Below are 22,848 nucleotides of genomic sequence, written 5' to 3'. Positions count from 1 at the left end.
GGCCGCTGCCCGTACGCGGCAGCCGGCGCCCAAGAAAAAACGGCGACGCACACGCGTCGCCGCTTTCACATCCACCCGCGTTCGCGTTACTTCGCGACGACGACCGGAATCCCCTTCAGCATCCCCGCGCCCTTCATCTCGTCGAGCGCGTGCTGCACGGCCGCGCTCGTCGCCGCTTCGATGCCGAGCTGCAATGCGAGCTCGCGCTCCGCGCGCTTCACGCCGGCGAGATTGCGCACCTTCACGTGCCCGAAGCCGCGCACACGTGCATGCAGGTCGGCCAGTTGCGTGACCTGCGCCGCATTGCCGGCCGTCATCGCGGCGAGCGCACGCGCGAGCGTCGTCTCGTAGTCGTCGGCGAGCGCACGCTCCATCTTGCGCTCGACAGTGCGGCCGAACGGATCGAGCCCCGTGCCGCGCAGGCTGCGCACGCGCGCCAGCATGCCGAACACCGGCCACATCCACTGGCCGAACACCCGCTTCTTCGGTGCGCTGCCGTCGCGGCCGGCCTTCGCGACCGTCGGCGGCGCCAGGTTGAACTTCACGCGATAGGCCTGCCCCGGCACGCCTTCGAACTGCGCTTCGAGCGCCGTGCGGAACGCGTCGTCCGCGTACAGCCGCGCGACCTCGTATTCGTCCTTCACCGCGAGCAGCCGGTAGAACGTCGTCGCGACCGCGCGCGTCAGCGCGTCGTCACCCTTCGCACGCGCCGCGCTCACGAGCGTACGGTAGCGCTCGACATAGCGTGCGCCGCCGTACGCGTCGAGACGCGCTTCGCGATCGGCGATCAGCTCGGCGAGCGTCTCCGGCGCGGCATGCGCGGCCACCGTGTGACGCGCGTTCCACAACGCATCGAGGCCCGCCGCGTCGCCGGCCGCCATCCGGCCGATCGAGAACGCGAGCTTGTTCATCGGCACCGCGACGTTGTTCAGCTCGATCGCACGCATCATCGCCGCGAGCGACACCGGTACGAGGCCGAGCTGCCATGCATAGCCGAGCATCAGGATGTTCGCGCCGATCGAGTCGCCGAGGAACTTCGCGGCGAGCGCCTGCGCGTCGCAGCTCGACAGGTAGCCGTCGCCGGCCGCGTGGCGCATCTTCTCGAGCAGCGCGTCCGCATGCAGGTTCGCATCGGGGTTCTGCACGAACGACGCGTTCGGGATCCGGTGCGTATTGACGACGATCCGCGAACGCTCGTGACGCACCGTCTGCAGCGCCTCGGCGCTTGCGCCGACGACCATGTCGCACGCGAGCAGCACGTCGGCCTGCTGCGTGTCGATGCGCACCTGGTTCAGCCACCGGTCGCTCGACGCGATCCGCACGAACGACAGCACCGAGCCGCCCTTCTGCGCGAAGCCCATGAAGTCGAGCACCGACGCGCTCTTGCCTTCGAGGTGCGCGGCCATGCTGATCAGCGCGCCGACCGTCACCACGCCCGTGCCGCCGACGCCCGTCACGAGCATGTCGAACGGTGCCGCGTCGAGATGCGTCGCCGGCACCGGCAGCGCGTCGACGCGCACGGCGAGCGCGGCTTCGTCGAACGCGGCACCGGCCGCCTTCTTCAGCGCCGCGCCTTCGACCGTCACGAAGCTCGGGCAGAAGCCGTTCACACACGAGTAGTCCTTGTTGCACGACGACTGGTCGATGCGGCGCTTGCGGCCGAGCGGTGTTTCGAGCGGCTCGACCGACAGGCAGTTCGACTGCACGCCGCAATCGCCGCAGCCTTCGCACACGGCGTCGTTGATGAACAGGCGCTTGTCCGGGTCGGGGAATTCGCCCTTCTTGCGGCGGCGGCGCTTCTCGGCCGCGCAGGTCTGGTCGTAGATCAGCACGGTGACGCCCGGCGTCTCGCGCAGCTCGCGCTGCACGGTGTCGAGTTCGCTGCGGTGATGGAACGTCGTGCCGGTCGGGAACTGGCCGTGATGACCGTCGTACTTCTCCGGCTCGTCGGACACGACGACGAAGCGCGACACGCCTTCCGCCTCGACCTGCCGCGCGATCTGCGGCACCGAGATGCTGCCGTCGACCGGCTGGCCGCCCGTCATCGCGACCGCGTCGTTGTAGAGGATCTTGTACGTGATGTTCGCTTTCGCGGCCACGGCCTGGCGGATCGCGAGGATGCCCGAGTGGAAGTAGGTGCCGTCGCCGAGGTTCTGGAACACGTGCTTCGTGTTGGTGAACATCGCGTGCGCGGCCCAGTCGACGCCCTCGCCGCCCATCTGGATCAGCCCCGTCGTGTCGCGCTCCATCCACGACGCCATGAAGTGGCAGCCGATGCCGGCCTGCGCGATCGAGCCTTCCGGCACCTTCGTCGACGTGTTGTGCGGGCAGCCCGAGCAGAAATACGGCGTGCGCTTCACCGCGTCCGCCTCGTTCGACAGGATCTGCGGCGCGACGAGATCGACCACGCGCTCGCGGCGGTCGAGCGCCGGCTTGTGGCGCGCGAGCCAGTCGGCGAACACCGGCAGGATGCGCGACGGGCGCAGCTCGCCGAGCTCGGACAGCAGGCAGGCGCCGGCGGCGTCGTGCTTGCCCAGCACGCGCGGGCGCGCGCCTTCCGTGCGGTTGTACAGGTAGTCCTTGATCTGCTGCTCGATGACCGGGCCCTTCTCCTCGATCACGAGCACTTCGGCCAAGCCGTCGACGAAGGTTTCGACGCGCGTCATCTCGAGCGGATACGACAGGCCGACCTTGTAGATCCGCACGCCGGCCGCGTCGAGATCGGCCACCGTCAGGTCGAGGCGGCGCAGCGCTTCCATCAGGTCGAGGTGCGCCTTGCCGCAGGTCACGATGCCGACGTTCGCCAGCGCGCTCGGCGCGATCCACTTGTCGATGCTGTTGGTGCGCGCGAAATGGCGCACCGCGTCGAGCTTCGCGGCGAGGCGCGCCTCGATCGTGAGGCTCGGCAGATCGGGCCAGCGGTTGTGCAGGCCGCCCGCCGGCGGTGTGAAGCCTTCCGGCGCCGGCCACTGCGTCTGCAGCGCGTCGAGGTCGACGGTCGAGCCCGATTCGACCGTTTCCGAGATCGCCTTGAAACCGACCCACGCGCCCGAGTAGCGCGACAGCGCCCAGCCGTACAGGCCGAATTCGAGCATGTCGGCGATGTTCGCCGGGTTCACGACCGGCATGTGCCACGCGATCATCGCGAAGTCGCTCTGGTGCGGCATCGACGACGACACGCAGCCGTGGTCGTCGCCCGCGACGACGAGCACGCCGCCATGCGGCGACGAGCCGTACGCGTTGCCGTGCTTCAGCGCGTCGCCGGCGCGATCGACGCCCGGCCCCTTGCCGTACCACATCGCATACACGCCCTCGACCGTGCGCTCGGGATCGGCCTCGACCCGCTGCGTGCCGAGCACGGCCGTGCCGCCGAGTTCCTCGTTGATCGCGGGCAGGAAGCGCACGCCGCCGGCGTCGAGCAGCTTCTTCGCCTTCCACAGCTGCTGGTCGACCATGCCGAGCGGCGAGCCGCGATAGCCGCTGACGAAGCCGGCCGTGTTGAGCCCCTGTTCGGCGTCGACCGTGCGCTGCATCAGCAGCAGGCGGACCAGCGCCTGCGTGCCGGTCAGGAAAATCCGGCCGCGCGTCGCGGTCAGGTTGTCGGTCAGGCGGTAGTCGGACAGGGCAGGCGTGCCATCGACGGGCAGGCGGGCAGTCATGGGGGGATGTCTCCGGATTGTGCTGTTCTGGGCTGCTCGGCAGGGCGTCGGGCGACGCGTGACTGGCGGCAGCGAATGGCTCTATTTTTTCGCGCGCAGCCGAGAATGTTTTTTCTCATCTTGCTCGGGCGGGCCCTCTGTGAGAAAAGCTGCGCACCTTTTTGGCGGGATTTGAGAGAGTTTTCGCGCACGGCGGTCGGGCGGGATGGGTGACGCGTCGGGGTGGGCTGGTCGCTTGTCGGGGAAACGCGTGGCGGTCCGACGGTGGCCCCGGGTAGGGGGCGGATGGCGCTCGTGCCCCGTGCGACAAGCGTTTCAGCGCTTCGTGGCGGTGACCCTCACCATTGAAATGCACAGCGTTGCGATTGGTCGGTGGTGCGGGATGTCCACAACGCCGCGCCCCTCGGCCGACCGGGCTCGCGCGCTCACCGTTCGATTGCACAGCGTTTCGAGTGGCGTGGAGGCCGGGATGTCCACATCGTTGGCGGCATGCGTTTGGCGCTTGCCTCGACGCTCACCGTCGAAATTCACAGCGCGGCGAGTGGATTTCGGCTGCGGATATCCACATCGGTGAGGGCGTGTTGCGTCGATCGGCGGCTCGCCTTCGGCGTTCGAATGCTCAGGGTCGTGAGTGAGTTTGTCGGCTGGAAAGGCGTGCGGAAACATGCATGCCGGGCAAGTGCAGACTCGCGCTCATGGTGGAAGTACGTTGGGTCGCGAGTGGGTTTATCAGCCGGAAAGGCACGCTGGAACACGCATGCTGCGCAATCGCGGGCCTGCACTCACCGTGGAAATACACCGGGTCGCGAGCGGGACGATCCGCCGGACGGGCGCCCTGGTGCACGCATGCCGCACCATCGCGGACTCACACTCACCGTGGAAATACACCGGATCGCGCGCGGGTTTATCGGCCGGACGGGCACGCTGGAACCCGCATGCCGAACAACCGCGGGCTCCCGCTCACCATGGAAATGCATTGGGTCGAGAGCGGGCTTATCTGCCGAACAGGCAGGCCGGAACCCGCATGCGGCGCAATCGCGGATTCACACACTCCGCAGAAGTACACACGGGGGCACGAGCAGGTTTATCGGCCGGACATGTACGCCGCAACGCGCATGCGGCACAATCGCGGGCTCGCGCTCACCGTTGAAATACACAGGGCTTCGAGTGTCCACAACAGCGGTTATCCACGCCCGATCCGGCATTGCCGACCAGCCACGCGGGCACCCTCACCGTTGAAAACCACAGCGCGTCGAGTGGTCCGCGACGCAGGATATCCACATGCATGCGCATCTACCAATGCGATGACGGATGCGCGCCGCGGAAGGCGAGACCGGCCGGCAATCCTTGCTGGCAAAGGCTCATCGGCCGATCGGGTACTGCCGCTCACCGTCGAAATGCACAGTGTCGCGAGTCGTTTCGGTGATCGGATATCCACACGGGGGCTTGCGTTGGCCCCGCTCGCACGCTCGCGTCCGAACCGGACATGCACGCCACTTCGGACGGAACCGCTGGCGGAACGATCGCATCTTGCCGCGCCGACCACCGCTCGCGTATTCGCGCTCGCCGCTGCATTGCGCAGCGTTTCGAGTCGCTTGCGAACGCGGCGAGGCGCCGCGAAATCTGCATGTTGCAGACCACGCACCCGCACTCGCCGTTAAAATGCACGGCCTTCCGGGTGACAGCCGGAACCGGATCTCCACATCGCGGCACGCACGCGGTTCCGCCAAGCATGCGCGCGTTCGGCTAGAATGCGCGACGCCTCGAACCACGCAAAGACCGGTAAGCCGCGCCAGGAAAGGCGCATCGCCCGATCGGACGCGGCCCCTCACCGTTGAATTCCACAGCATTTCGCGTCGTTTCGCGGGCGAGTTGTCCACAACCCGCTTCATGCGTTCCGTATCATCCGGTGACCCTCACCTGTGAAATGCACAGGGCGCCGAGTCGTTTCGGCGTGAGGATATCCACAACCGATCGCGCGGCGCGACTTTCTTCCAACCATCGACCGGAACGGCCCGCGCATCCGCCAACCGCTATCGGGCATTTGCCAGAAAGCCGCATCCAGACTGCCTCGGCGGCGCCCTCACCATTCAAATGCACAGTGTTTCGAGTCGCCTCGGGGGTCGGTTATCCACATCCGCCCATCCCGGCTGCCTCGAATGGGCAAGCGTCCTCGCGTCGGATTACTCGACAATCGACCGGATGACCGCCGCCGGATTGCCGCCGACCAGCACATTCGGCGGAACATCCCGCGTGACGACGGCGCCGGCCGCGACCACCGAGTTTTCGCCCACCGTCACACCGCCGATGATCGTCGCGCCGGCGCCGATCCAGACGTTCCGTTCGATCACGATCGGCTTCGCGACGACGAAGTCGCGCCGCCGCGAAGGTTCGACGGGATGGCCGGACGTGATGAGGCTGACGTTCGGCCCGATCATCACGTCATCGCCGATCTCGAGCCCGCCAAGATCGTAGAACGTGCAGTTCTGGTTGATGAACACATTGCGCCCGAGCGTCATGCCGGTGCCGCCCGTCGCATGGAACGGCGGGATCAACACGAAGCCGTCATCCACCTGCGTGCCGATCAGCTCTCCGAATAATGTGCGCACCTCGGCGGCATCGTCGAACGTCAGGCGATTGATCCGCGCGGCGATCGACATCGCCCGCTTGACTTCGGCCACCATCGCCGCCGATTCCGGCGTTCTTCTCGGAATGATCGTGGTGCGATCGTCGTTTGCCATGCGTGAGTTGTCTCCCATGATTTCCCTGTTTCGCGATGCATCGGCGCTTGCGGAAGGATGCCGGTGTTGGCGTGTGCGCGGACGCTGCGGGCTCCGTGATGCCGTGTGCGGGATGCCAGCCAATACCGGGATTTCCGCAAAATTTATAACTAGTTTAAGTATAACTAGTCATAACCAAACCTTCTTGTATCGTAAGGCTTTGCCCGGACTTCTGCCTGATTCACGCCCGACACATAACGCATCGGGTCATCACACGCAGATAGCCGCGCGCGGCGGGAAGCCCCTCGCCGGGCGCCCCTAGCCGGGCGCCCCTGTCCGAACCGCCGCTGCTCGGGTACGCTGGAGCATCCACCGGACCGACAGTTGCACCCCAACGCGGAGGCAAGATGAAGCTCTACTATTGGCCGAAGACCCGGGCATTCCGGGCCTTGTGGATGCTCGAAGAACTCGGCGTGGTGTACGAACTCGTGCCGATCGACCTGCGTTCGCACGAACAGGGCAGCGACGCGTTCGTGCAGGTCAACCCGATGGCCAAGCTGCCCGCACTCGACGACGGCAGCATGCCGTTCGCCGAATCGGGCGCCGTGCTGCTCTATCTTGCCGACCGCTGCCCGGCTGCCGGGCTCGGCGTCGCGCCCGACGATCCGCTGCGCGGCCGTTTCCTCCAATGGATGTTCTTCACGCCGACCTGCCTCGAACCGGCGATGGCCGAAAAATTCACCGGCGCGTCGGGAAATCCGGTCGCGTTCGGCTGGGGCAACATCACGCGCGTGCAGCGCGCACTCGCGCAAGCGCTCGCCCATCGTCCATGGCTCGTCGGCGACCGCTTCACGGCGGCCGACCTGCTGCTCGCCAGCACGCTGAAGATCGCCTTCGACGCGCATCTGCTGCCGCACGAAGGCGTGCTCGGCGACTACGTCGCGCGCGCCGAGGATCGCGACGCATTCCGCCGCGCGGTCGCGATCGAACAGCGCGAAGCGGCGCGCCTGCTGCATGCGTGACGTGTAGACGCGTCGCTCGGGGGCGGCACGACCGGCCCGCCCGCGAGCGCCGCTACGCGGCCGGGCCCGACGTCGCGGCGCCGGCGTTGACCACCGCACCCGGCGAGCCGCGCTCGTCGGTATCGGCGTCGACCGGCACCACCTCATGAAAATGCGTGTAGTCGATGTGCGTGATGCCGTCTTCGTCGTGCATCAGGTCGACATAGCGGTGACGCCAGCGGATCTCGTCATGCTCCCACGAGTGACGCGCCTGCATCACCTGCGCGGTCGTCTCGTCCGAGCCTTCGATCGTGATCAGTAACGACGCGTCGCGCGCGGCGAGCGATTCGGGCGTCTCGCCGAACAGCGCGCTCGATTCGTCGATCACGTGCATCAGGTTCCAGCCGAGCAGGAAGATCGGATGCTCGCTGCGCACGAGCGCCAGGTCGTGGATCTTGCGCAACGTGTAGCCCTCGTGCGTGCCTTCGACGCGCATCAGCCGCAGTTTCGCCTGCGCCTCGGCAATCACGTTCTGGCGCGCATTCGCGGCGCGCACCATCAGCGTCATCCTGCCGTTCAACGGCCGGACGATCGCGTAGCGTGCGAACAGGATCTTCGCCTGCGGCCGCGAAAACCGCGCGAACACGAGCCCCGTGGCCATCGCAATGCCCGACATCCCGACGAAGATCTCGAACGTCGCGACCAGGTGCGCATAGACGGTCTGCGGGTGCATGTCGCCATAGCCGACGGTCGCGAGTGTCTCGACACTGAAGAAGAACGCGCCGCCGAAGCCGGCCGGCGACTGGTTCGCGATCGGCGCATGGCCAAGCAGGTAGAGCGTCGCGAAGGCGCCATTGAGCAGCAGGAACAGCACGGCGAGCGACAGGAAGAATACGGGCCAGCTCACCGTCAGCGCGCGGTGATAGAGGTCGCGCCAGCCGAGCGGCGGCATCCCGTACGCAATCACCGGGCGGGTGCCCGACCAGAGCTTGCGGCCACGGCCGCGGGAGGCTGGGGAGGACGAATCGACGTTCATCGCGCGGTGCCGGAAACAGGGAGGCGATGAGCGTAGCACGCGCGGCGGCGGCCGGGTATGCGTGCCGGTTCGGAATGGAAATCCGTCGCGCCACCGGCCGCGCGGCGCAAAAAAAACCGGCCGCGGAAGCGGCCGGCTGCATCGTCGGCGAATGGGCGAGGGCGCGCTGCGCGCGGCGCTCACTTGCGGTCGACGATCACCTGGTCGAACGTGCCGCCGTCCGCGAAGTGCGTCTTCTGCGCGTTCGCCCAGCTGCCGAAGACCTGCTCGACGCTGAACGTCTTCAGCGACTTGAATTCGGCCGCATGCTTCTTCAGCACGTTCGCGTCACGCGGGCGCAAATGGTGTTGCGCGATGATTTCCTGCGCTTCCGGCGTGTACAGGTAGTCGAGATACGCCTGCGCGACCTTGCGCGTGCCCTTCTTGTCGACGACCTTGTCGACGACGGCGACGGGCGGCTCCGCGAGGATGCTCGCCGACGGATACACCGCGTCGAACTGCGCGCCCGATGCGCCGGTGTCCATCAGCGCGACTTCGTTCTCGAACGTGACCAGCACGTCGCCGATGCCGCGCTGCGTGAACGTCGTCGTCGCGCCGCGGCCGCCGGAGTCGAGCACCGGCACGTTGCGGAAGATCGCCTTCTCGAAGTCGATCGCCTGCTGGTCGGTCGCGCCCTTCTGCTTCTGGAAGCCCCACGCGGCCAGATACGCATAGCGGCCGTTGCCCGACGTCTTCGGGTTCGCGATGATCACCTGGACACCCGGCTTCGCGAGATCGCTCCAGTCCTTGATCGCCTTCGGGTTGCCCTTGCGCACCAGGAACACCATCGTGGTCGAGTACGGCGAGCTGTTGTCCGGGAAACGCGCGCGCCAGTCCTTCGGCAGCAGCTGGCCACGCTCGGCGAGCAGATCGATGTCGTTCGGCTGGTTCATCGTCACGACGTCGGCCTGCAGCCCTTGCAGCACCGACAGCGCCTGCGCGCTCGACGCGCCGTGCGACTGCTTGATCGCGACCGTCTCGCCGGTCTTCTGCTTGTAGGCAGCGGCGAAACCCGCGTTGATGTCCTTGTACAGTTCGCGCGTCACGTCGTACGACACGTTCAGGATCGACGTATCCGCGTGCGCGGCCGTCGCCGCCACGACCAGCGCCGCCGCCGCGCCCGTGTGCAGCCAGCGGCCGATCCCCTTCATGCTTGCCATCGTGATATGCCCCGTTTCCAGTGGTGGTGAATGTGCGTGACGGCACGCGTACGCGCTGTCATCGAAACGTAAGCGGGCATTCTAGCGGCCGGGCGCGGCGCGCTTTCCAATCAGTCGTGGAAAGCAAATCTCGAATCCTGCTAAACGACGGCAGGCGCTCGCGCGCGGATCGGAACCGGTGTTAAGATCGCCGCTCAGCCCATTTCCCGGTTCCTCCATGTCCGCTGCCCTGCGCTCGCTTCCGATCCTCGCCGCCGTCGCGGCAGGTGCGCGCGCGGCCGGGCTGAAACTGAAAAAACGACTCCTCGACTGACGGGGACGTCGCGTCCCGTCAGGCGAATGCCGGACGGGATGCCCGCAGGTCGTTTCTTTCTCCTTGCTCGCACGCCTCGCTCCGGCTCTCCGCCGGCGGAACGGTTCCTTCCCACTCCGTTTCCACCCTGAGGCTTTGCATGAACACACGTTTCGAAGGTATCTGGCTGCCGATCATCACGCCGTTCCACCACGGCGAAGTCGACCATGCCGCGCTCGCGCGACTCGCGCGCCACTATGCGGCCGCGGGCCTCGCGGGCTTCGTCGCGGGCGCGACGACCGGTGAAGGCGTGCTGCTCGACGCACGCGAACAGGACGCGGTGTTCGCGACGCTGCGCGACGCGGCACCCGGGCTGCCGATCGTCGTCGGGCTGACCGCGAGCGCGACGCATTTCGCGGCTGCCCGTGCGCGCGAACTCGCGGCGCTGCGGCCTGACGGGCTGCTCGTCACGCCGCCCGTCTACGTGCGGCCGACGCAGGACGGCATCCGCCGCCACGTCGAGGCGATCGTCGACGCGGCCGACCTGCCGGTGCTCGTCTACAACATCCCATACCGCACCGGCGTGAACGTCGAACTGGACACGCTGCAGGCGCTCGCGCGCGACCCGCGCGTCGCGGGCATCAAGGAATGCGGCGGCACGCTCGACCGGATGAGCCGGCTCGTGCACGACACGCCGCTCGCGATCCTGTCCGGCGACGACAACCAGAACTTCGCGGCGATGTGCACCGGTGCGCACGGCGCGATCGCGAGCAGCGCGCACGTGCTGCCCGAATGGCATGTGCGCATCCACGCGCTGCTGCGCGACGGCCGGCTCGCCGATGCGCGGCGCCTGTCGGTCGCGCTGCGGCCGCTCGTCGCGGCGCTGTTCGCGGAGCCGAACCCGGCGCCGGTGAAGGCCGTGCTGGCCGCGCAAGGGTGGTGCGAGGACGGGTTGCGGCTGCCGTTCGTGCCGGCAAGTGAAGGGTTGAAGGAGCGGCTGGCGGCCATTTGTGCGGAACTGGACGAAATCGAGCCGGACGTCGCGGCCGCATGAACCGCGACGCCACATGACGTGCAGGCGACCGATCGATTTCGCCCCGACAGATTGCTTCAAACTGTCAGAACGAGAGACCGGTCGTACCGCGCGAGATAGGCATCGGCCGTCACGAGCTGAAGCGGCTCGTGACGAGCCTGCGCGACCAGCAAGCGATCGAATGGATCACGATGGTGGTGCGGCAGATCACGGACCGCGGCCCCATGCACGGCCCGAACGGGTAGCTCGCGAATCCCGCTCGCGCCGATCGCACGAATCAGCTTGCCGACGTCGATATCGAGCTTCCCCAGGCCCGCCTTGATGGCGGCCTCCCAGATACTCGCGCTGCTGACGAAACGGTCATCGGCGGCCGAGATCAGCCGGCGCGCCGTTGCGCTCAGCCTGGGGTCATTGGTCACGATCCACAAAAAGATGTGCGTATCGAGCAACAGCCGCATCAGCGCCCTTCGAAGGCATCCAGCAGGTAATCGGGCAGCGGGGCATCGAAATCGTCCGCGATCCACGCCTGCCCTTGCAGGATACCGAACCGAACAGGCGGATCGCCAGGCACGAGTCGATCAGTTGACGCCCCGTCACCGCGGATCGTGACATCTGCCCTTTGGGCCGGATCGGCCGCACTGGCGCCGGGCGTATTTGCGTTTCGCATGATGACCTCCGTTTCAAGTGATCATCACTGTAGTCAGGTTCACCTGATCGATCCATTCGACCGATCGGCAGAGGGAGTGCCGAACAACACCCTGCCACGGCAATCGAAGGTTTCGTCACGCCGCCAGCGCCACCCCCGTCCCCTCCGTCGCATCCCGCACCGCCTGCTTCACGATCCGCGCGAGCCGATCGACGGTCGGCGTCGCCGACGACGTGCGCCGCAGCAAGATCAGCGGCAAACTCGGCAGCGCCGGCAACCCGCTCGAAGCCGCATCGAGCACGCGCACCGACGCGGGCAGCCCGTACTGCGAGCGCACCGTCAGCCCGAGGCCGGCCGCCGCCGCGGCCCATAGCCCGGCGAGACTGGGGGTCGTGAACGCAACGCGCCACGGCACGCCCGCGCGATCGAGCGCGCCGGTCGCCGCGCCGAAGAATCGGCACGGCCGGTCGAACACGACGAGTGGCAGCGGCTCGCCTGGCGCGCGCACCGCATCGCCGCCTGTTTCGTCCGCGCCGCCCTCCTTCTCCGCACCGCCGCCCGGCATGCCGAAGCCGCCCGCCGCCCCCACCCACTGCATCGGCACCTGCGCGATCGCTTCGCTGTCGATCCCCGCGCGCGCCACCAGCGCCGCCGACGCCGGGTCTCCCCACACCAGCGCGAGATCGAGCTGGTTCGCGTCGAGCCGGTCGAGCAAGTCGGCATTGCGCGCCACGCGCGCCTCGATCCGCACCTTCGGATGCGCACGCGCGAACCGCCCGAGCACGTCGGGCAGAATCGCCTCGCCGAAATCCTCCTGCAGCCCGACGCGCACCCAGCCGTCGAGATTCATGCCGCGCACGGCCGCGGCCGCCTCGTCGTTCAGCTCGATCATCCGCCGCGCATAGCGCAGCATCGCGTCGCCGGCATCGGTCAGCGCCAGCCCGCGCCCCGCCTTCACGAACAGCGGCGTGCCGGCCTGCTCCTCGAGCTTGCGGATCTGCGCGCTCACCGCCGACGACGAGCGCGCGACGCGGTCGGCCGCCTTCGCAAAACTGCCGAGATCCACCCCGGCGACGAGGCTGCGCAGCGCCGCCACGTCGAAGTTGGGCCGGGCCAGCGTGGCATCGGCCAGCGCGAGCGACTCGCCGTCGTCGTGTGGAATGTCTTGTCCGGACATCTCAACCATCCTGTTTTATCGAACGATTCATCAAGAACTTTCCGATTTTCAGGATGAATGTAGGTCGCCAGACTGTGGATGTCAATTTCCACCCGGGCCTGCCGTCATGGATACCTCGTGCATCGCTTCCCCCTCCTCGCCCGCCCGCGACGTGCGCGGCGCGGCTCATCGCTGGCGCGTGCTGGCGGCCGGCGTCGCCGCGAACATGAGCTTTTCGGCCGCGGCGGCCGGCATTCCGACCACGGCTGTGTGGATGCGCACGGCCTATCACCTCGACAACGGCGCGCTCGGCCTCGTGCTCGGCGCGCTCGGCTTCGGCGTCGCGCTGTCCGAGCTGCCGTGGGGGATGGCCGCCGACCGCTTCGGCGACCGCCGCGTGCTGCTCGCCGGGCTCGTCGCGACGGCCGCGATGTTCGCGCTGATGGTGGGCACGATTGTCCCGACCACGCACGGCGTGCCGCCGCTGATGCGCGTCGTCGCGGCGATGTGCTGCGTCGGCCTGCTCGGCGGCAGCGTGAACGGGTCGAGCGGGCGCGCGGTGATGCGCTGGTTCGGCGAGCGCGAACGCGGGCTCGCGATGAGCATCCGCCAGACGGCCGTGCCGCTCGGCGGCGGCATCGGCGCGGCGCTGCTGCCGTCGCTCGCGTCGCATATCGGCTTTGCCGCGGTATTCGGCGCGCTGATGCTGCTGTGCGCGGGATCGGCCGCGCTCACCTGGCGCTGGCTGCATGAGCCGCCGGCCGAACCGGCCGTGATGCACCCGGCCACGCATCGCCCCGTCGAGCGGCAGCCGTCCGCGCATCAGGGGCGCAACCCGCTCGCGAGCGGCCCCGTGTGGCGCATCGTGCTCGGCATCGGCCTGCTGTGCGCGCCGCAGTTCGCGGTGCTCACGTTCGCGACGGTGTTCCTGCACGACTTCGGCCGGCTCGGCCTCGCCGGCATCAGCGCGGCGATGGTCACGCTGCAGCTGGGCGCGATGGTGATGCGCGTGTGGAGCGGCCGTCATACCGATCGGCACGGCAACCGGCGCGCGTATCTGCGCGGATCGGTATTCGTCGCGGCCGGCTCGTTCGCGCTGCTCGCAGCCGCAACGGCCGGCCATGCGCACGTGCCGCTCGCCGCGATCGTCGCGATTCTCGTGTTCGCCGGCATCTGCGTGTCCGCGTGGCACGGCGTCGCGTACACGGAGCTCGCGACGCTCGCGGGCGCGAATCAGGCGGGCACCGCACTCGGAATGGCCAATACCATCGTCTACCTGGGGCTGTTCGCGACGCCACTCGCGATTCCACCGCTGCTCGCGGTCAGTTCGTGGAGTGTCGTGTGGCTCGCGGCCGCGCTGGTCGCCGGCGCGACCTATCCGCTGTTCGCCGCGAAATAGCAGCCGCACGTCTCAGGCCGGCGTCGCCGCGCACGCCACGACGCCCGCGCAATCCGTCAGACCGCCTCGCGCGCCAGCGCATGCCGCGACGCCGGCCGCTCGGCCTCGCGCTGCGCGTGGGCAGTCCAAGCCGCATGCCGCGTCATGTCGAGCCCGATCGCGACGCCCCAGCGATACAGCACGAACAGGAACGGATCGACGATCGAATGCGCACCCGGCTCGGCCCATGTGCGGCCGTCGGCGAGCGCGGCTTCGATCGTTTCGTTCGCGGCTTCGATGGTGCGTCGCCCGTGCGCGCTGACCTCGCCATGCAGGGCCGGATCGCCGATGAAGCGGCCCGGCCGCCATAGCGCGCCATAGCCGACGCCATGCACCCAGCCGACCAGCCAGGCGAGCCATTCGTGGCACCGTGCCTCGCGCAGCGGATCGCCGAGCGGCAGCAATTGCGCATCGGGATAACGGCGCGCGAGATACGTGAGGATCGCCGGCGTTTCGGTCAGCACGTGCGGCTCGCCTGGAATCGCGAGCACCGGCACGCGCGCCTTCGCGTTGATCGCGAGATAGCGCGCCTCGAGATTCTGCTGCTTCTGCACGGAGACGATCTCGACGTCGAACGGCGCGCCGGTTTCCTCCAGGGCGATGTGGGCGGCAAGCGAGCAGGCGCCCGGCGAAAGATAGAGACGATAGGCGTTCATGGTGGGGGGCCCGACGAGGCTGTGGAAGACGGAACCGAGTGTAGGAACGCGTGCCTGCCCGCCGCAAACGATGAATTGTCGTGCTCGGACATTAGTGTTACTAATACCCGCATGCGACGCATCCACCTTCCTCCGCTGCAGACGCTGCGCGCGTTCGAGACCGCCGTGCGGCTGCAGAGCTTCACGCGCGCGGCCGACGAACTCGCGCTCACGCAAGGCGCCGTCAGCCAGCACATCCGCGCGCTCGAGGCGCAGCTCGGCTATCCGCTCTTCACGCGCGAGCGCAACGGCGCGACGCCGACGCACGCCGCGCACGCGCTCGCCCTGCAGGTACGCCAGGGCCTCAGCGTGCTCGAGCGTGCGTTCGAGCCGGCGCTCGCCGTGCGCAGTCGCCCGCGCACCTGCGACGTCACGCTGAACGTCAGCGTGCTGCCGAGCGTCGCCGAGCGCTGGCTCGCGCCGCGCCTGCCGCGCTTCGCGGCCGCGCATCCGCGCATCGCGATCGTGTTGCACCCGGACGTGGCGCTCGCACCGCTGCGCAAGCGCGACCGCATCGACGTCGCGCTGCGCTACGGGCCCGGCACGTGGCCGGGCGTCGTCGCCGAGAAGCTGATGAACGAGACGATCTTTCCGGTCGCGAGCCCCGCGTATCGCAATCGCGACGGCATCGCACCGCGCGCGCCGGCCGATCTCGTGCGCGCGACGCTGCTGCGCCATCCCGCGCAACCGTGGGAACCGTGGCTCCAGGCCGCGCGGCTCGACCTCACCGAATCCGCGCGCGCGCCGCGCTTCACCGATCCGAATGCGCTGATCGACGCGACGCTGAAGGGGCGCGGCGTCGCACTCGCGCGCCGCTCGCTGATCGAGCCCGAACTCGCGAACGGCACGCTCGTGCGCGTGTCGACGGTGCGCGTGACCGACGTGTATGCGCACTACGTCGTGTGGCGCCCCGGCCATCCTCACGAAGCGGCGATCCGCACGTGGCTCGACTGGCTGCGCAGCGAGGTGCGGCGCAGGACGCCGCGGCGCTGACGCCGGCGCTCACGCCCGCATCGGCATCGCCACCTTGTCGAGCGTGATCGGCAGATCGCGCACCCGCACGCCGGTCGCCTGAAAGACCGCATTGGCGATCGCGGCCGGCACGCCGGTGATGCCGATCTCGCCGATGCCGCGAACGCCGAGCGGATTGAAATGCGTGTCGCGCTCGTCGACGAAACTCACATCCAGCTCGCCGATGTCTGCGTTCACGGGCACGTGATATTCAGCGAGATTCGCGTTCGTGAAGCGGCCGTGCCGTACGTCGAGATGCGAGCCTTCCTCGAGCGCGGTGCCGAGCCCCCACACCATCCCGCCGATCAACTGGCTGCGTGCCGTTTTCGCGTTGAGCAGGCTGCCGACGCTGTAGACGCCGACGATGCGCGGTACGCGAATCGTGCCGAGCTCGGCGTCGACGTGCACTTCGGCAAACACCGCGCCGAACGAATGGGACGCATAGCGTGACTTCTCGTCGCCCGGCTTGGTCGTCGCCTGCGCGTCGATCGGCCGGCCGCCCGCACGCGCGATCACCGCCGCGGCCGGATCGCGCCGCGACGGCTCGTCGCGATGCACGACCCAGCCGTTGTCGACCGTCACGTCGCCGGCCGCGGTGCCGTGCAGCGGCGACCCGGGGTCGGCGACCGCCAGCGCGATCAGCTTCGCGCGCGCCTGCAGCGCGGCCTCGCGCACGGCCGGCGCCACGCTCGCCGCCGACTGCGAGCCGCCCGATACCGGCGCACGCGGCAGGCTGGAATCGCCGAGCGCGAAGCGCACGTTCCGCGGCGAGAAGCCGAGCGCATCGGCCGCGACCTGCGTCATCACCGTGTAGGTTCCGGTGCCGATGTCCTGCGTGCCCGACGCGACTTCGGCCGTGCCGTCCGGCAAGATGCGCGCCCGCGCCGACGCTTCGCTGCGGTTCGCCGGATACGTGGCGGCCGCCATCCCTAGGCCGATCAGCGTGTCGCCGTCGCGCATCGTGCGCGGCGTGCCGGTGCGGCGCGACCAGCCGAAGCGCCGCGCGCCGACCTCGTAGCATTCGCGCAGCTTGTTGCTCGACCACGGCTTGCCGTCCTGCGGATCGACCGCCGCGTAATTCGCGAGCCGCAGCGCGACCGGGTCCATGCCGAGCCGCCACGCGAGTTCGTCCATCGCCGATTCCAGCGCGAACGAGCCCGACGCCTCGCCCGGCGCACGCATGAACGTCGGCGTGCCGACGTTCAGCGACACGATCCGGTGCGTGGTCGCGTGGTTCGGCACCGCGTACATGATCCGCGACGGCATCCCGCACATCTCCATCCAGTCCTCGAACGTCGACGTGGTGGCGATCGTGTCGTGGCGCATCGCCGTCAACGTGCCGTCCTGGCGGGCGGCCAGCACGATGCGCTGTTCGGTGAACGGCCGACCGCCGACCGGGCCGAACATCTGCGGCCGCGTCAGCGCGAGACGAACCGGGCGCCCGACCTGCTTCGCGGCCATCGCGCACAACGACACGTGCGACCACGATGAGCCCTTGCAGCCGAAGCCGCCGCCGAGAAATGGCGAAATCACGCGCACGTGTTCCGGTGGGACGCCGAACACGGCGGCCACCGCCGTGCTCGCGCCCGACACGCCCTGCGTCGCATCGTGCAGCGTGAGCGTCGGGCCGTCCCAGCGCGCCATCGTCGCGTGCGGCTCGATCGGGTTGTGGTGCTGCATCGGCGTCGTATAGGTTGCGTCGACGCGCACCGCGCCTTCGCGCAGGCCCGCATAGAGGTCGCCGCGCTGCGTATCCATCGGGCGGCCCTGCTGCTTCGGCGGCACGCGCGCGCAGCGCTTCGCCAGCGCGAAATCCACCACGGCATCGGTCGCGCGATAGCGCACCTGCACGGCATGTGCGGCGTCGGTCGCCTGCTCCAGCGTTTCGGCGACGACGACCGCGACGGGTTCGTTGCTGTAGCGCACCGTGTCGTCCTGCAGCAACGTGAGCCGGCGCCCGGCCGGCGGCGACAACGGCGGCCGGCCGCCGTTGGGCAGCCGCATCGCGTTCTCATGCGTGATCACGCTCAGCACGCCCGGCATCGCACGTGCGCGCGCCGCATCGATCGACTCGATCCGCCCGGATGCGATCGTGCTCGTCACGAGCACCGCGTGCGCGAGCCGCGCATCGGAGAATTCGGCCGCGTAGTGTGCGCCGCCCGTCACCTTGAGCACGCCGTCGACACGGTCCAGCGGTTGTCCCGTCATCGTGTTCATGCTGCACCTCCCGGCATGGCGGCTGCCGTTTCGACCGCACGGACGATCGCCCGCTGCGCGAGCGCGACCTTGAAGCCGTAACCGTCGAGCGGACGCGCGTCGCGCAACGCCAGCGCGGCCGCCTCGCGCAACGTCGCGTCGGTCGGTGTGCGGCCCGCGAGATGCGCTTCCGCCTCCATCGCCCGCCACGGCTTGTGCGCGACGCCGCCGAGCGCGATCCGTGCGTCGGCGACACGCGGGCCATCCATCCGCAGCGCAGCCGCGACCGACACCAGCGCGAACGCGTAGCTCGCGCGATCGCGCACTTTCAGATAGTGCGCATGGTCGGCGAAGCGCGGCGGCGGCAAGTCCACCGCGGTGATCAGCTCGCCCGGTTCGAGCGTCGTGTCAAGGTCGGGACGATCGCCCGGCAAGCGGTGAAACGATGCGATCGGAATCTGCCGCGCGCCGCGCGGGCCGCTCACCTGCACGACGGCGTCGAGCGCGGCGAGCGCGACGCTCATGTCCGACGGGTTCACCGCCACGCACTGGGGGCTGGCGCCGAGGATCGCGTGCATCCGGTTGTGGCCGCCGATCGCCGCGCAGCCGCTGCCCGGCTCGCGCTTGTTGCATTGCGCGAACGCGGGATCGTAGAAATACGGGCAGCGCGTGCGCTGCATCAGGTTGCCGCCGACGGTCGCCATGTTGCGCAATTGCGCGGACGCGCCGGCGAGCAGCGCCTGCGACAGCAGCGGATAGTCGGCGCGCACGCGCGAATGATCGGCCGCATCGCTGTTGCGCACGAGCGCGCCGATGCGCAGGCCGCCGCCGGGCAGCGCATCGACCGTATCGAGGCCCGCGATGCGCGTGATGTCGATGAGCGTGACGGGCCGCGCGACGCCGCCCTTCATCAGGTCCAGCAGGTTCGTGCCGCCGCCGATGAAGGCCGCGCCGGGCCGCAGCGCCGCGCGCACGGCGCCGGCGACGTCGGTCGCGCGTTCGTAGGAGATCGCTTCCATTGCGGTGCCCTCCGTCGGCTAGCCGCGCGCCGCGTGCGCGGCGCGCACGGCGGCGACGATGTTCGGGTACGCGCCGCAGCGGCACAGGTTGCCGCTCATGCGCTCACGGATCTCGTCGTCCGACAGTTGCGCGGGACGGCGCCGCACGTCGTCGGTGGCGGCGCTCCCGGCCCCCGCCGCGAACTCGTCGAGCAGCGCGGTCGCCGAGCAGAGCTGGCCGGACGTGCAGTAGCCGCACTGGAACGCATCGCATTCGACGAACGCGCGCTGCACCGGGCTCAGCACGCCGCCGCGCGCCAGCCCTTCGACGGTCGTGATCCGCGCGCCTTCGTGCATCACCGCGAGCGTCAGGCATGCGTTGATGCGCCGCCCGTCGACGAGCACCGTGCACGCGCCGCACTGCCCGCGATCGCAGCCCTTCTTCGTGCCCGTGAGCCCGGCGTATTCGCGCAGTGCGTCGAGCAGCGTGACGCGCGGTTCGAGCTGCAGCGTGTACGCGCGCCCGTTGATGTCGAAACGCGCGGGCTGCGCCGGCACCGTATCGCGGCGGGGCGCGGCCGGCGTGGATGCCGCGTACGACGGCTGCGGATGAACGTGCGATGCGGCGCTGACGGTCGCGGCAGCCGCCGCGGATTGCAGGAAGCGGCGCCGCGCGGCACTGGACGGCAATTCGTGCGGCAACGGCGGCAGCGCCGCTGAATGGCCGGGCCCGAGCGGCGACGGGGCGTCGCGCGGCGGTTCGGCAGACGGAGAATCGGATCGATCGCTGGACATGACTTCTGCGAGCTCCATGGTTGATGGACGCGGCGGTGCGCCGCGTGCCCGGATGGCAGCGCGGTCGGCGCACGCATCGGCAAGGAGCAATTCGGGTGCCGCGACACTGCGGAGGCCGCATGCAGGTGCAGCGCGGGCTACCGTGCGCGGCGCGCACCGGGCGGCAGACGGGCCGGGTCGGCGGTGATCGCGCCGCCATGACGCCACGCTGGCGCGCGGCCGGCCGTTCGCTGACGAAGTGGCAATAACGCCCGGTTTTTCGGCGTGGCCGGCCGCGCATCGGTCGCAAATTGCCGGTCGTATTTACGATGCCGCGCAGGGTGCCCGCGTCGCCGTGGCCGGGTCGCGGCATCGCGCGCCGTGTAAATGCGCGCAGCATCCGCCTCTGCTGGAAAATTCCGCCATGCGTGCCGGTGGATCGCCGCGACAGCATTCGGTCAGCCTGACGAAAACGCTTCGCGATCAGGCCAGAATTGCAAACGATTCACCGAAACGTCGCATCGCGGCGGCATACTCGAAAACGTTTCCCGATCAGCCTGCCAGGAGAGAAGTCATGCGTCGCGTTTTCGTCGCCGTCGTTCTGTGTGCCGCCGTTTTCGTCGCCGCGTGCAGCGACGACGCGCCGCACGACGCCAACGCGACCGACGCCACGCAGCAGGCCGGCGGCGCATCGAGCGGCGCCGCCAGCGCGTTCAACAGCGACGCAAGCGCGAATACCGCCGCATCCGATGCCGCGCCGCTCGCGCCGCCCGTCGTGCACTACCCGCCCGATGACGACGACGATGCGAAGCCCGCCGCGAATGCAGCCGCCTCCAGCGCGGCCGCGTCGTCGCCGGGCTGATCCCGTCACCACGCGATAGGAGTCGGACCCGCTCGGGGAGAGCGGTGGGCATTCGTTGGGAGGCGTCGCTGACATGACGTCACGGTCGGCGGTGGCGCAAACGGCATGACGTCGCGCCACCTCGCGGGCCACGCCGAGCCCGGCCGGCCGAGCGATTCGGATCCGGCGGCGGTGCGGCCCGTCGCCGCGGCGTAAGCGCGCCGGCGCGCGGCACGCGCCGCCCGCCCGTCAGACCGCGTGCGCGAGCGCGCGGTCGACGAGCGCGGCCTCGAAGCCGTCGTCCGCGTCGCGAAAGCGCAGCGGTGCCGCGCAATGGACGAGCGTGTCGATGAAGTACTTCGCGCGCGGCCACGGCCCGAAGCCAGCCGCGGTGTTGATGTGCCCCGCGTCGCCGAGGTTCACGAACGCGCTGCCGAGATGCTGCGCGAGCGTGCGCGCGTCGCCGAGCGGCATCCACGGATCGGTTTCGCTGCCGATCACGATCGACGGCACGGCGAGCCGGCGCGCGTCGAACGGCCCGGCAAACGTGAATTTCTTCGGACTGGCGGGCGCGACGAGCAGCACGCCCGCGACATCGCCCGTATGCGGCCACTGCGCGAGCGCATGCGCGGCCGCGAGGCAGCCGAAGCTGTGCGCGGCCAGCACGAACGGGCCGCGTTCGCGGTCGAGCAATGCGCGCACCGATTGCGCCCAGCGCGCGAGATCGGGCGCGTCCCAGTCGTCCTGCTCGACGCGCAGCGAGCGCGGGAACTGCCGTTCGAGCCAGGTCTGCCAGTGAGCGCCTTCGCTGCCGTGCAGGCCCGGAACGGTGACGAGCCGCGGCGGCCACGCCGATTTGCTGCATGCGCGCATGATTGCCCTCGCTTGCTTGAAGACGGGATTCGATTGTGGCGCGGCGTCCGCGGCGGCCGAACCAATATTTTGTGCTTTGCTTTTAATTGGGCGGGCCAGCAGGGGCGTCCGCCTGCTCCGCGCACCGGCGCGCGATGCGCCGCGAAACCGTAGAATGTGGGCTTCCCGTCAGCTTCACACGGAACCGGGGCCGGGCGCCGACGCGCCGGGCGCCCGGTCGTCAGGAGACGCCCGATGTCCGCTACGCTCGCCGGCGCGCCGCGCCCGGCCCCGCTCGCCGTTCCCGCGACGCGCCTCGCCAGCGCGCGCGCCGTCATCCAATGAAGATCCTGTTCCATTCCCCGCACCAGGAAGCGGCCGCGTGGCGCGACCAGATCGCGCATGCGCTGCCGGAAGCCGAACTGCGCGCGTGGCAGCCAGGCGACACGGCCGCCGCCGACTACGCGCTCGTCTGGCGCGCGCCGCGCGAATTCTTCGCCCCGCGCGACGGCCTGCGCGCAATCTTCAACCTCGGTGCCGGCGTCGACGCGCTCCTCGCGCTCGAGCACGCGCATCCGGGCACGCTGCCGCGCCACGTGCCGCTCGTGCGGCTCGAGGATTCGGGCATGGCGCAGCAGATGGTCGAATACGTGACGCACGCGGTGCTGCGCTACCTGCGCCGCTTCGACGAATACGAAGTGCTGCAGCGCGAGCGCCGCTGGCAACCGCTCGAACCGCATGCGCGCGCCAGCTTCACCGTCGCCGTGCTCGGCCTCGGCGTGCTCGGCGCGCAGGTCGCGCGCGCGCTCGCCGTGCTCGGCCTGCCCGTGCGCGGCTACAGCCGCAGCGCGAAGCAGCTCGACGGCGTGACGACCTTCGCCGGCGACGGCGCATTCGATGCGTGCATCGACGGCGCGAAGGTGCTCGTCAACCTGCTGCCGAGCACGCCCGACACCGACGGCATCCTGGCGTCGCGCACGTTCGCACGGCTCGCGCCCGGCGCGTATGTCGTCAACGTCGCGCGCGGCGCGCATCTCGTCGAAGCCGACCTGCTCGACGCGCTCGCGAGCGGCCAGATCGCCGCCGCGACGCTCGACGTGTTCCACCGCGAGCCGCTGCCGGAAGACCACCCGTTCTGGCACGCGCCGCGCATCACGATCACGCCGCACAGCTCGGCCGAGACGCTGCGCGACGAAGCCATCGCCCAGATCGCCGGCAAGATCCGTGCACTGGAGCGCGGCGAGCGCGTCGGCGGCATCGTCGACTACGCACGCGGCTACTGAACCTACAAGCACACCAGG

18 protein-coding genes are annotated in these 22,848 nt (G+C 69.3%); 6 read left to right on the top strand and 12 right to left on the bottom strand.

Going from position 1 to position 22,848, the window contains the following annotated elements; translation table 11 throughout:
• Nucleotides 1-86 precede the first annotated feature (86 nt).
• Together LGM56_RS21355 and LGM56_RS21350 are read right to left on the bottom strand one after the other, a co-directional pair.
• Complete coding sequence (locus tag LGM56_RS21355) at nt 87-3,659, bottom strand: indolepyruvate ferredoxin oxidoreductase family protein (RefSeq protein ID WP_226206727.1); 3,573 nt, start codon at nt 3,657-3,659, stop codon at nt 87-89.
• Between the two features lie 2,183 nt (nt 3,660-5,842).
• The gene (locus tag LGM56_RS21350) at nt 5,843-6,400 is read right to left on the bottom strand and encodes a sugar O-acetyltransferase (protein ID WP_226206857.1); all 558 of its coding nucleotides are present in this window, start codon (nt 6,398-6,400) and stop codon (nt 5,843-5,845) included.
• Nucleotides 6,401-6,786: 386 nt separating this feature from the next.
• Here LGM56_RS21350 and LGM56_RS21345 point away from each other — a divergent pair, with 386 nt between their 5' ends.
• Nucleotides 6,787-7,401: a glutathione S-transferase family protein gene (locus tag LGM56_RS21345; RefSeq protein WP_089495746.1), complete on the top strand. Its 615-nt coding sequence runs from the start codon at nt 6,787-6,789 to the stop codon at nt 7,399-7,401.
• A gap of 52 nt (nt 7,402-7,453) precedes the next feature.
• Here the strand turns inward: LGM56_RS21345 and LGM56_RS21340 are convergent, their stop codons facing one another.
• Nucleotides 7,454-8,416, bottom strand: a complete 963-nt coding sequence (locus LGM56_RS21340) for an ion channel (protein WP_039346434.1) — start codon at nt 8,414-8,416, stop codon at nt 7,454-7,456.
• A gap of 179 nt (nt 8,417-8,595) precedes the next feature.
• Nucleotides 8,596-9,615 (bottom strand): sulfate ABC transporter substrate-binding protein, encoded by a 1,020-nt coding sequence (locus LGM56_RS21335; protein ID WP_069249019.1) that lies wholly within the window; start codon nt 9,613-9,615, stop codon nt 8,596-8,598.
• Between the two features lie 452 nt (nt 9,616-10,067).
• Between LGM56_RS21335 and dapA the strand changes: the two genes are divergently transcribed.
• A complete protein-coding gene (gene dapA, locus LGM56_RS21330) occupies nt 10,068-10,961 on the top strand; it encodes a 4-hydroxy-tetrahydrodipicolinate synthase (protein WP_226206726.1) in 894 nt (297 codons plus the stop codon).
• A 56-nt stretch (nt 10,962-11,017) separates the two neighbouring features.
• Here the strand turns inward: dapA and LGM56_RS21325 are convergent, their stop codons facing one another.
• The 3 genes from LGM56_RS21325 to LGM56_RS21315 all read right to left on the bottom strand — a co-directional run bounded on the left by LGM56_RS21325 (nt 11,018) and on the right by LGM56_RS21315 (nt 12,763).
• Nucleotides 11,018-11,398 carry a type II toxin-antitoxin system VapC family toxin gene (locus tag LGM56_RS21325; RefSeq protein WP_226206725.1) on the bottom strand — a complete coding sequence of 127 codons (381 nt, stop codon included), beginning with the start codon at nt 11,396-11,398 and terminating at the stop codon, nt 11,018-11,020.
• Nucleotides 11,398-11,607: a hypothetical protein gene (locus LGM56_RS21320; protein WP_089495750.1), complete on the bottom strand. Its 210-nt coding sequence runs from the start codon at nt 11,605-11,607 to the stop codon at nt 11,398-11,400. Before LGM56_RS21320 ends, LGM56_RS21325 begins: the two co-directional genes overlap by 1 nt.
• Before the next feature lie 115 nt (nt 11,608-11,722).
• The gene (locus LGM56_RS21315; RefSeq protein WP_226206724.1) at nt 11,723-12,763 is read right to left on the bottom strand and encodes a LysR substrate-binding domain-containing protein; all 1,041 of its coding nucleotides are present in this window, start codon (nt 12,761-12,763) and stop codon (nt 11,723-11,725) included.
• A gap of 106 nt (nt 12,764-12,869) precedes the next feature.
• On the opposite strand from LGM56_RS21315, the gene LGM56_RS21310 reads away from it, so the two are divergent.
• Nucleotides 12,870-14,141: an MFS transporter gene (locus LGM56_RS21310; protein ID WP_089495752.1), complete on the top strand. Its 1,272-nt coding sequence runs from the start codon at nt 12,870-12,872 to the stop codon at nt 14,139-14,141.
• Nucleotides 14,142-14,197: 56 nt separating this feature from the next.
• Here the strand turns inward: LGM56_RS21310 and LGM56_RS21305 are convergent, their stop codons facing one another.
• Nucleotides 14,198-14,836, bottom strand: coding sequence for a glutathione S-transferase family protein (locus LGM56_RS21305; protein WP_226206723.1), 639 nt, complete (start codon nt 14,834-14,836; stop codon nt 14,198-14,200).
• A 111-nt stretch (nt 14,837-14,947) separates the two neighbouring features.
• Here LGM56_RS21305 and LGM56_RS21300 point away from each other — a divergent pair, with 111 nt between their 5' ends.
• A complete protein-coding gene (locus LGM56_RS21300) occupies nt 14,948-15,868 on the top strand; it encodes a LysR substrate-binding domain-containing protein (RefSeq protein ID WP_226206722.1) in 921 nt (306 codons plus the stop codon).
• A gap of 9 nt (nt 15,869-15,877) precedes the next feature.
• Here the strand turns inward: LGM56_RS21300 and LGM56_RS21295 are convergent, their stop codons facing one another.
• From LGM56_RS21295 to LGM56_RS21285, 3 genes are read right to left on the bottom strand one after another with little or no spacing between them, the layout of a single operon-like run.
• The gene (locus tag LGM56_RS21295) at nt 15,878-18,103 is read right to left on the bottom strand and encodes a xanthine dehydrogenase family protein molybdopterin-binding subunit (protein ID WP_226206721.1); all 2,226 of its coding nucleotides are present in this window, start codon (nt 18,101-18,103) and stop codon (nt 15,878-15,880) included.
• On the bottom strand, nt 18,100-19,101 hold the full coding sequence (locus LGM56_RS21290) for an FAD binding domain-containing protein (RefSeq protein WP_226206720.1): 1,002 nt from the start codon (nt 19,099-19,101) through the stop codon (nt 18,100-18,102). The genes LGM56_RS21295 and LGM56_RS21290 overlap by 4 nt, the downstream gene beginning before the upstream one ends.
• 18 nt (nt 19,102-19,119) lie before the next feature.
• Nucleotides 19,120-19,875, bottom strand: a complete 756-nt coding sequence (locus tag LGM56_RS21285; protein WP_226206719.1) for a (2Fe-2S)-binding protein — start codon at nt 19,873-19,875, stop codon at nt 19,120-19,122.
• A 553-nt stretch (nt 19,876-20,428) separates the two neighbouring features.
• Between LGM56_RS21285 and LGM56_RS21280 the strand changes: the two genes are divergently transcribed.
• Nucleotides 20,429-20,716 (top strand): hypothetical protein, encoded by a 288-nt coding sequence (locus LGM56_RS21280; RefSeq protein ID WP_089495758.1) that lies wholly within the window; start codon nt 20,429-20,431, stop codon nt 20,714-20,716.
• A gap of 228 nt (nt 20,717-20,944) precedes the next feature.
• On the opposite strand, the gene LGM56_RS21275 is transcribed toward LGM56_RS21280, so the two are convergent.
• Complete coding sequence (locus LGM56_RS21275; protein ID WP_174985398.1) at nt 20,945-21,568, bottom strand: RBBP9/YdeN family alpha/beta hydrolase; 624 nt, start codon at nt 21,566-21,568, stop codon at nt 20,945-20,947.
• A 320-nt stretch (nt 21,569-21,888) separates the two neighbouring features.
• On the opposite strand from LGM56_RS21275, the gene LGM56_RS21270 reads away from it, so the two are divergent.
• Nucleotides 21,889-22,830, top strand: coding sequence for a 2-hydroxyacid dehydrogenase (locus tag LGM56_RS21270; protein ID WP_226206718.1), 942 nt, complete (start codon nt 21,889-21,891; stop codon nt 22,828-22,830).
• Nucleotides 22,831-22,848: the final 18 nt, after the last annotated feature.

Origin of the sequence: Burkholderia sp. AU38729 (assembly GCF_020419725.1) — a bacterium.
Classification (GTDB): domain Bacteria; phylum Pseudomonadota; class Gammaproteobacteria; order Burkholderiales; family Burkholderiaceae; genus Burkholderia.
The sequence above is the reverse complement of the archived record's forward strand: the minus strand, read 5'-3'. Positions and strand labels throughout refer to the sequence as shown.

What these genes read in the sequence shown, in the direction of transcription:
- LGM56_RS21355 (WP_226206727.1), bottom strand. Translation starts at nt 3,659, where the DNA reads ATGACTGCCCGCCTGCCCGTCGATGGCACGCCTGCCCTGTCCGACTAC.
- LGM56_RS21350 (WP_226206857.1), bottom strand. Translation starts at nt 6,400, where the DNA reads ATGGCAAACGACGATCGCACCACGATCATTCCGAGAAGAACGCCGGAA.
- LGM56_RS21345 (WP_089495746.1), top strand. Translation starts at nt 6,787, where the DNA reads ATGAAGCTCTACTATTGGCCGAAGACCCGGGCATTCCGGGCCTTGTGG.
- LGM56_RS21340 (WP_039346434.1), bottom strand. Translation starts at nt 8,416, where the DNA reads ATGAACGTCGATTCGTCCTCCCCAGCCTCCCGCGGCCGTGGCCGCAAG.
- LGM56_RS21335 (WP_069249019.1), bottom strand. Translation starts at nt 9,615, where the DNA reads ATGGCAAGCATGAAGGGGATCGGCCGCTGGCTGCACACGGGCGCGGCG.
- dapA (WP_226206726.1), top strand. Translation starts at nt 10,068, where the DNA reads ATGAACACACGTTTCGAAGGTATCTGGCTGCCGATCATCACGCCGTTC.
- LGM56_RS21325 (WP_226206725.1), bottom strand. Translation starts at nt 11,398, where the DNA reads ATGCGGCTGTTGCTCGATACGCACATCTTTTTGTGGATCGTGACCAAT.
- LGM56_RS21320 (WP_089495750.1), bottom strand. Translation starts at nt 11,607, where the DNA reads ATGCGAAACGCAAATACGCCCGGCGCCAGTGCGGCCGATCCGGCCCAA.
- LGM56_RS21315 (WP_226206724.1), bottom strand. Translation starts at nt 12,763, where the DNA reads ATGTCCGGACAAGACATTCCACACGACGACGGCGAGTCGCTCGCGCTG.
- LGM56_RS21310 (WP_089495752.1), top strand. Translation starts at nt 12,870, where the DNA reads ATGGATACCTCGTGCATCGCTTCCCCCTCCTCGCCCGCCCGCGACGTG.
- LGM56_RS21305 (WP_226206723.1), bottom strand. Translation starts at nt 14,836, where the DNA reads ATGAACGCCTATCGTCTCTATCTTTCGCCGGGCGCCTGCTCGCTTGCC.
- LGM56_RS21300 (WP_226206722.1), top strand. Translation starts at nt 14,948, where the DNA reads ATGCGACGCATCCACCTTCCTCCGCTGCAGACGCTGCGCGCGTTCGAG.
- LGM56_RS21295 (WP_226206721.1), bottom strand. Translation starts at nt 18,103, where the DNA reads ATGAACACGATGACGGGACAACCGCTGGACCGTGTCGACGGCGTGCTC.
- LGM56_RS21290 (WP_226206720.1), bottom strand. Translation starts at nt 19,101, where the DNA reads ATGGAAGCGATCTCCTACGAACGCGCGACCGACGTCGCCGGCGCCGTG.
- LGM56_RS21285 (WP_226206719.1), bottom strand. Translation starts at nt 19,875, where the DNA reads ATGTCCAGCGATCGATCCGATTCTCCGTCTGCCGAACCGCCGCGCGAC.
- LGM56_RS21280 (WP_089495758.1), top strand. Translation starts at nt 20,429, where the DNA reads ATGCGTCGCGTTTTCGTCGCCGTCGTTCTGTGTGCCGCCGTTTTCGTC.
- LGM56_RS21275 (WP_174985398.1), bottom strand. Translation starts at nt 21,568, where the DNA reads ATGCGCGCATGCAGCAAATCGGCGTGGCCGCCGCGGCTCGTCACCGTT.
- LGM56_RS21270 (WP_226206718.1), top strand. Translation starts at nt 21,889, where the DNA reads ATGAAGATCCTGTTCCATTCCCCGCACCAGGAAGCGGCCGCGTGGCGC.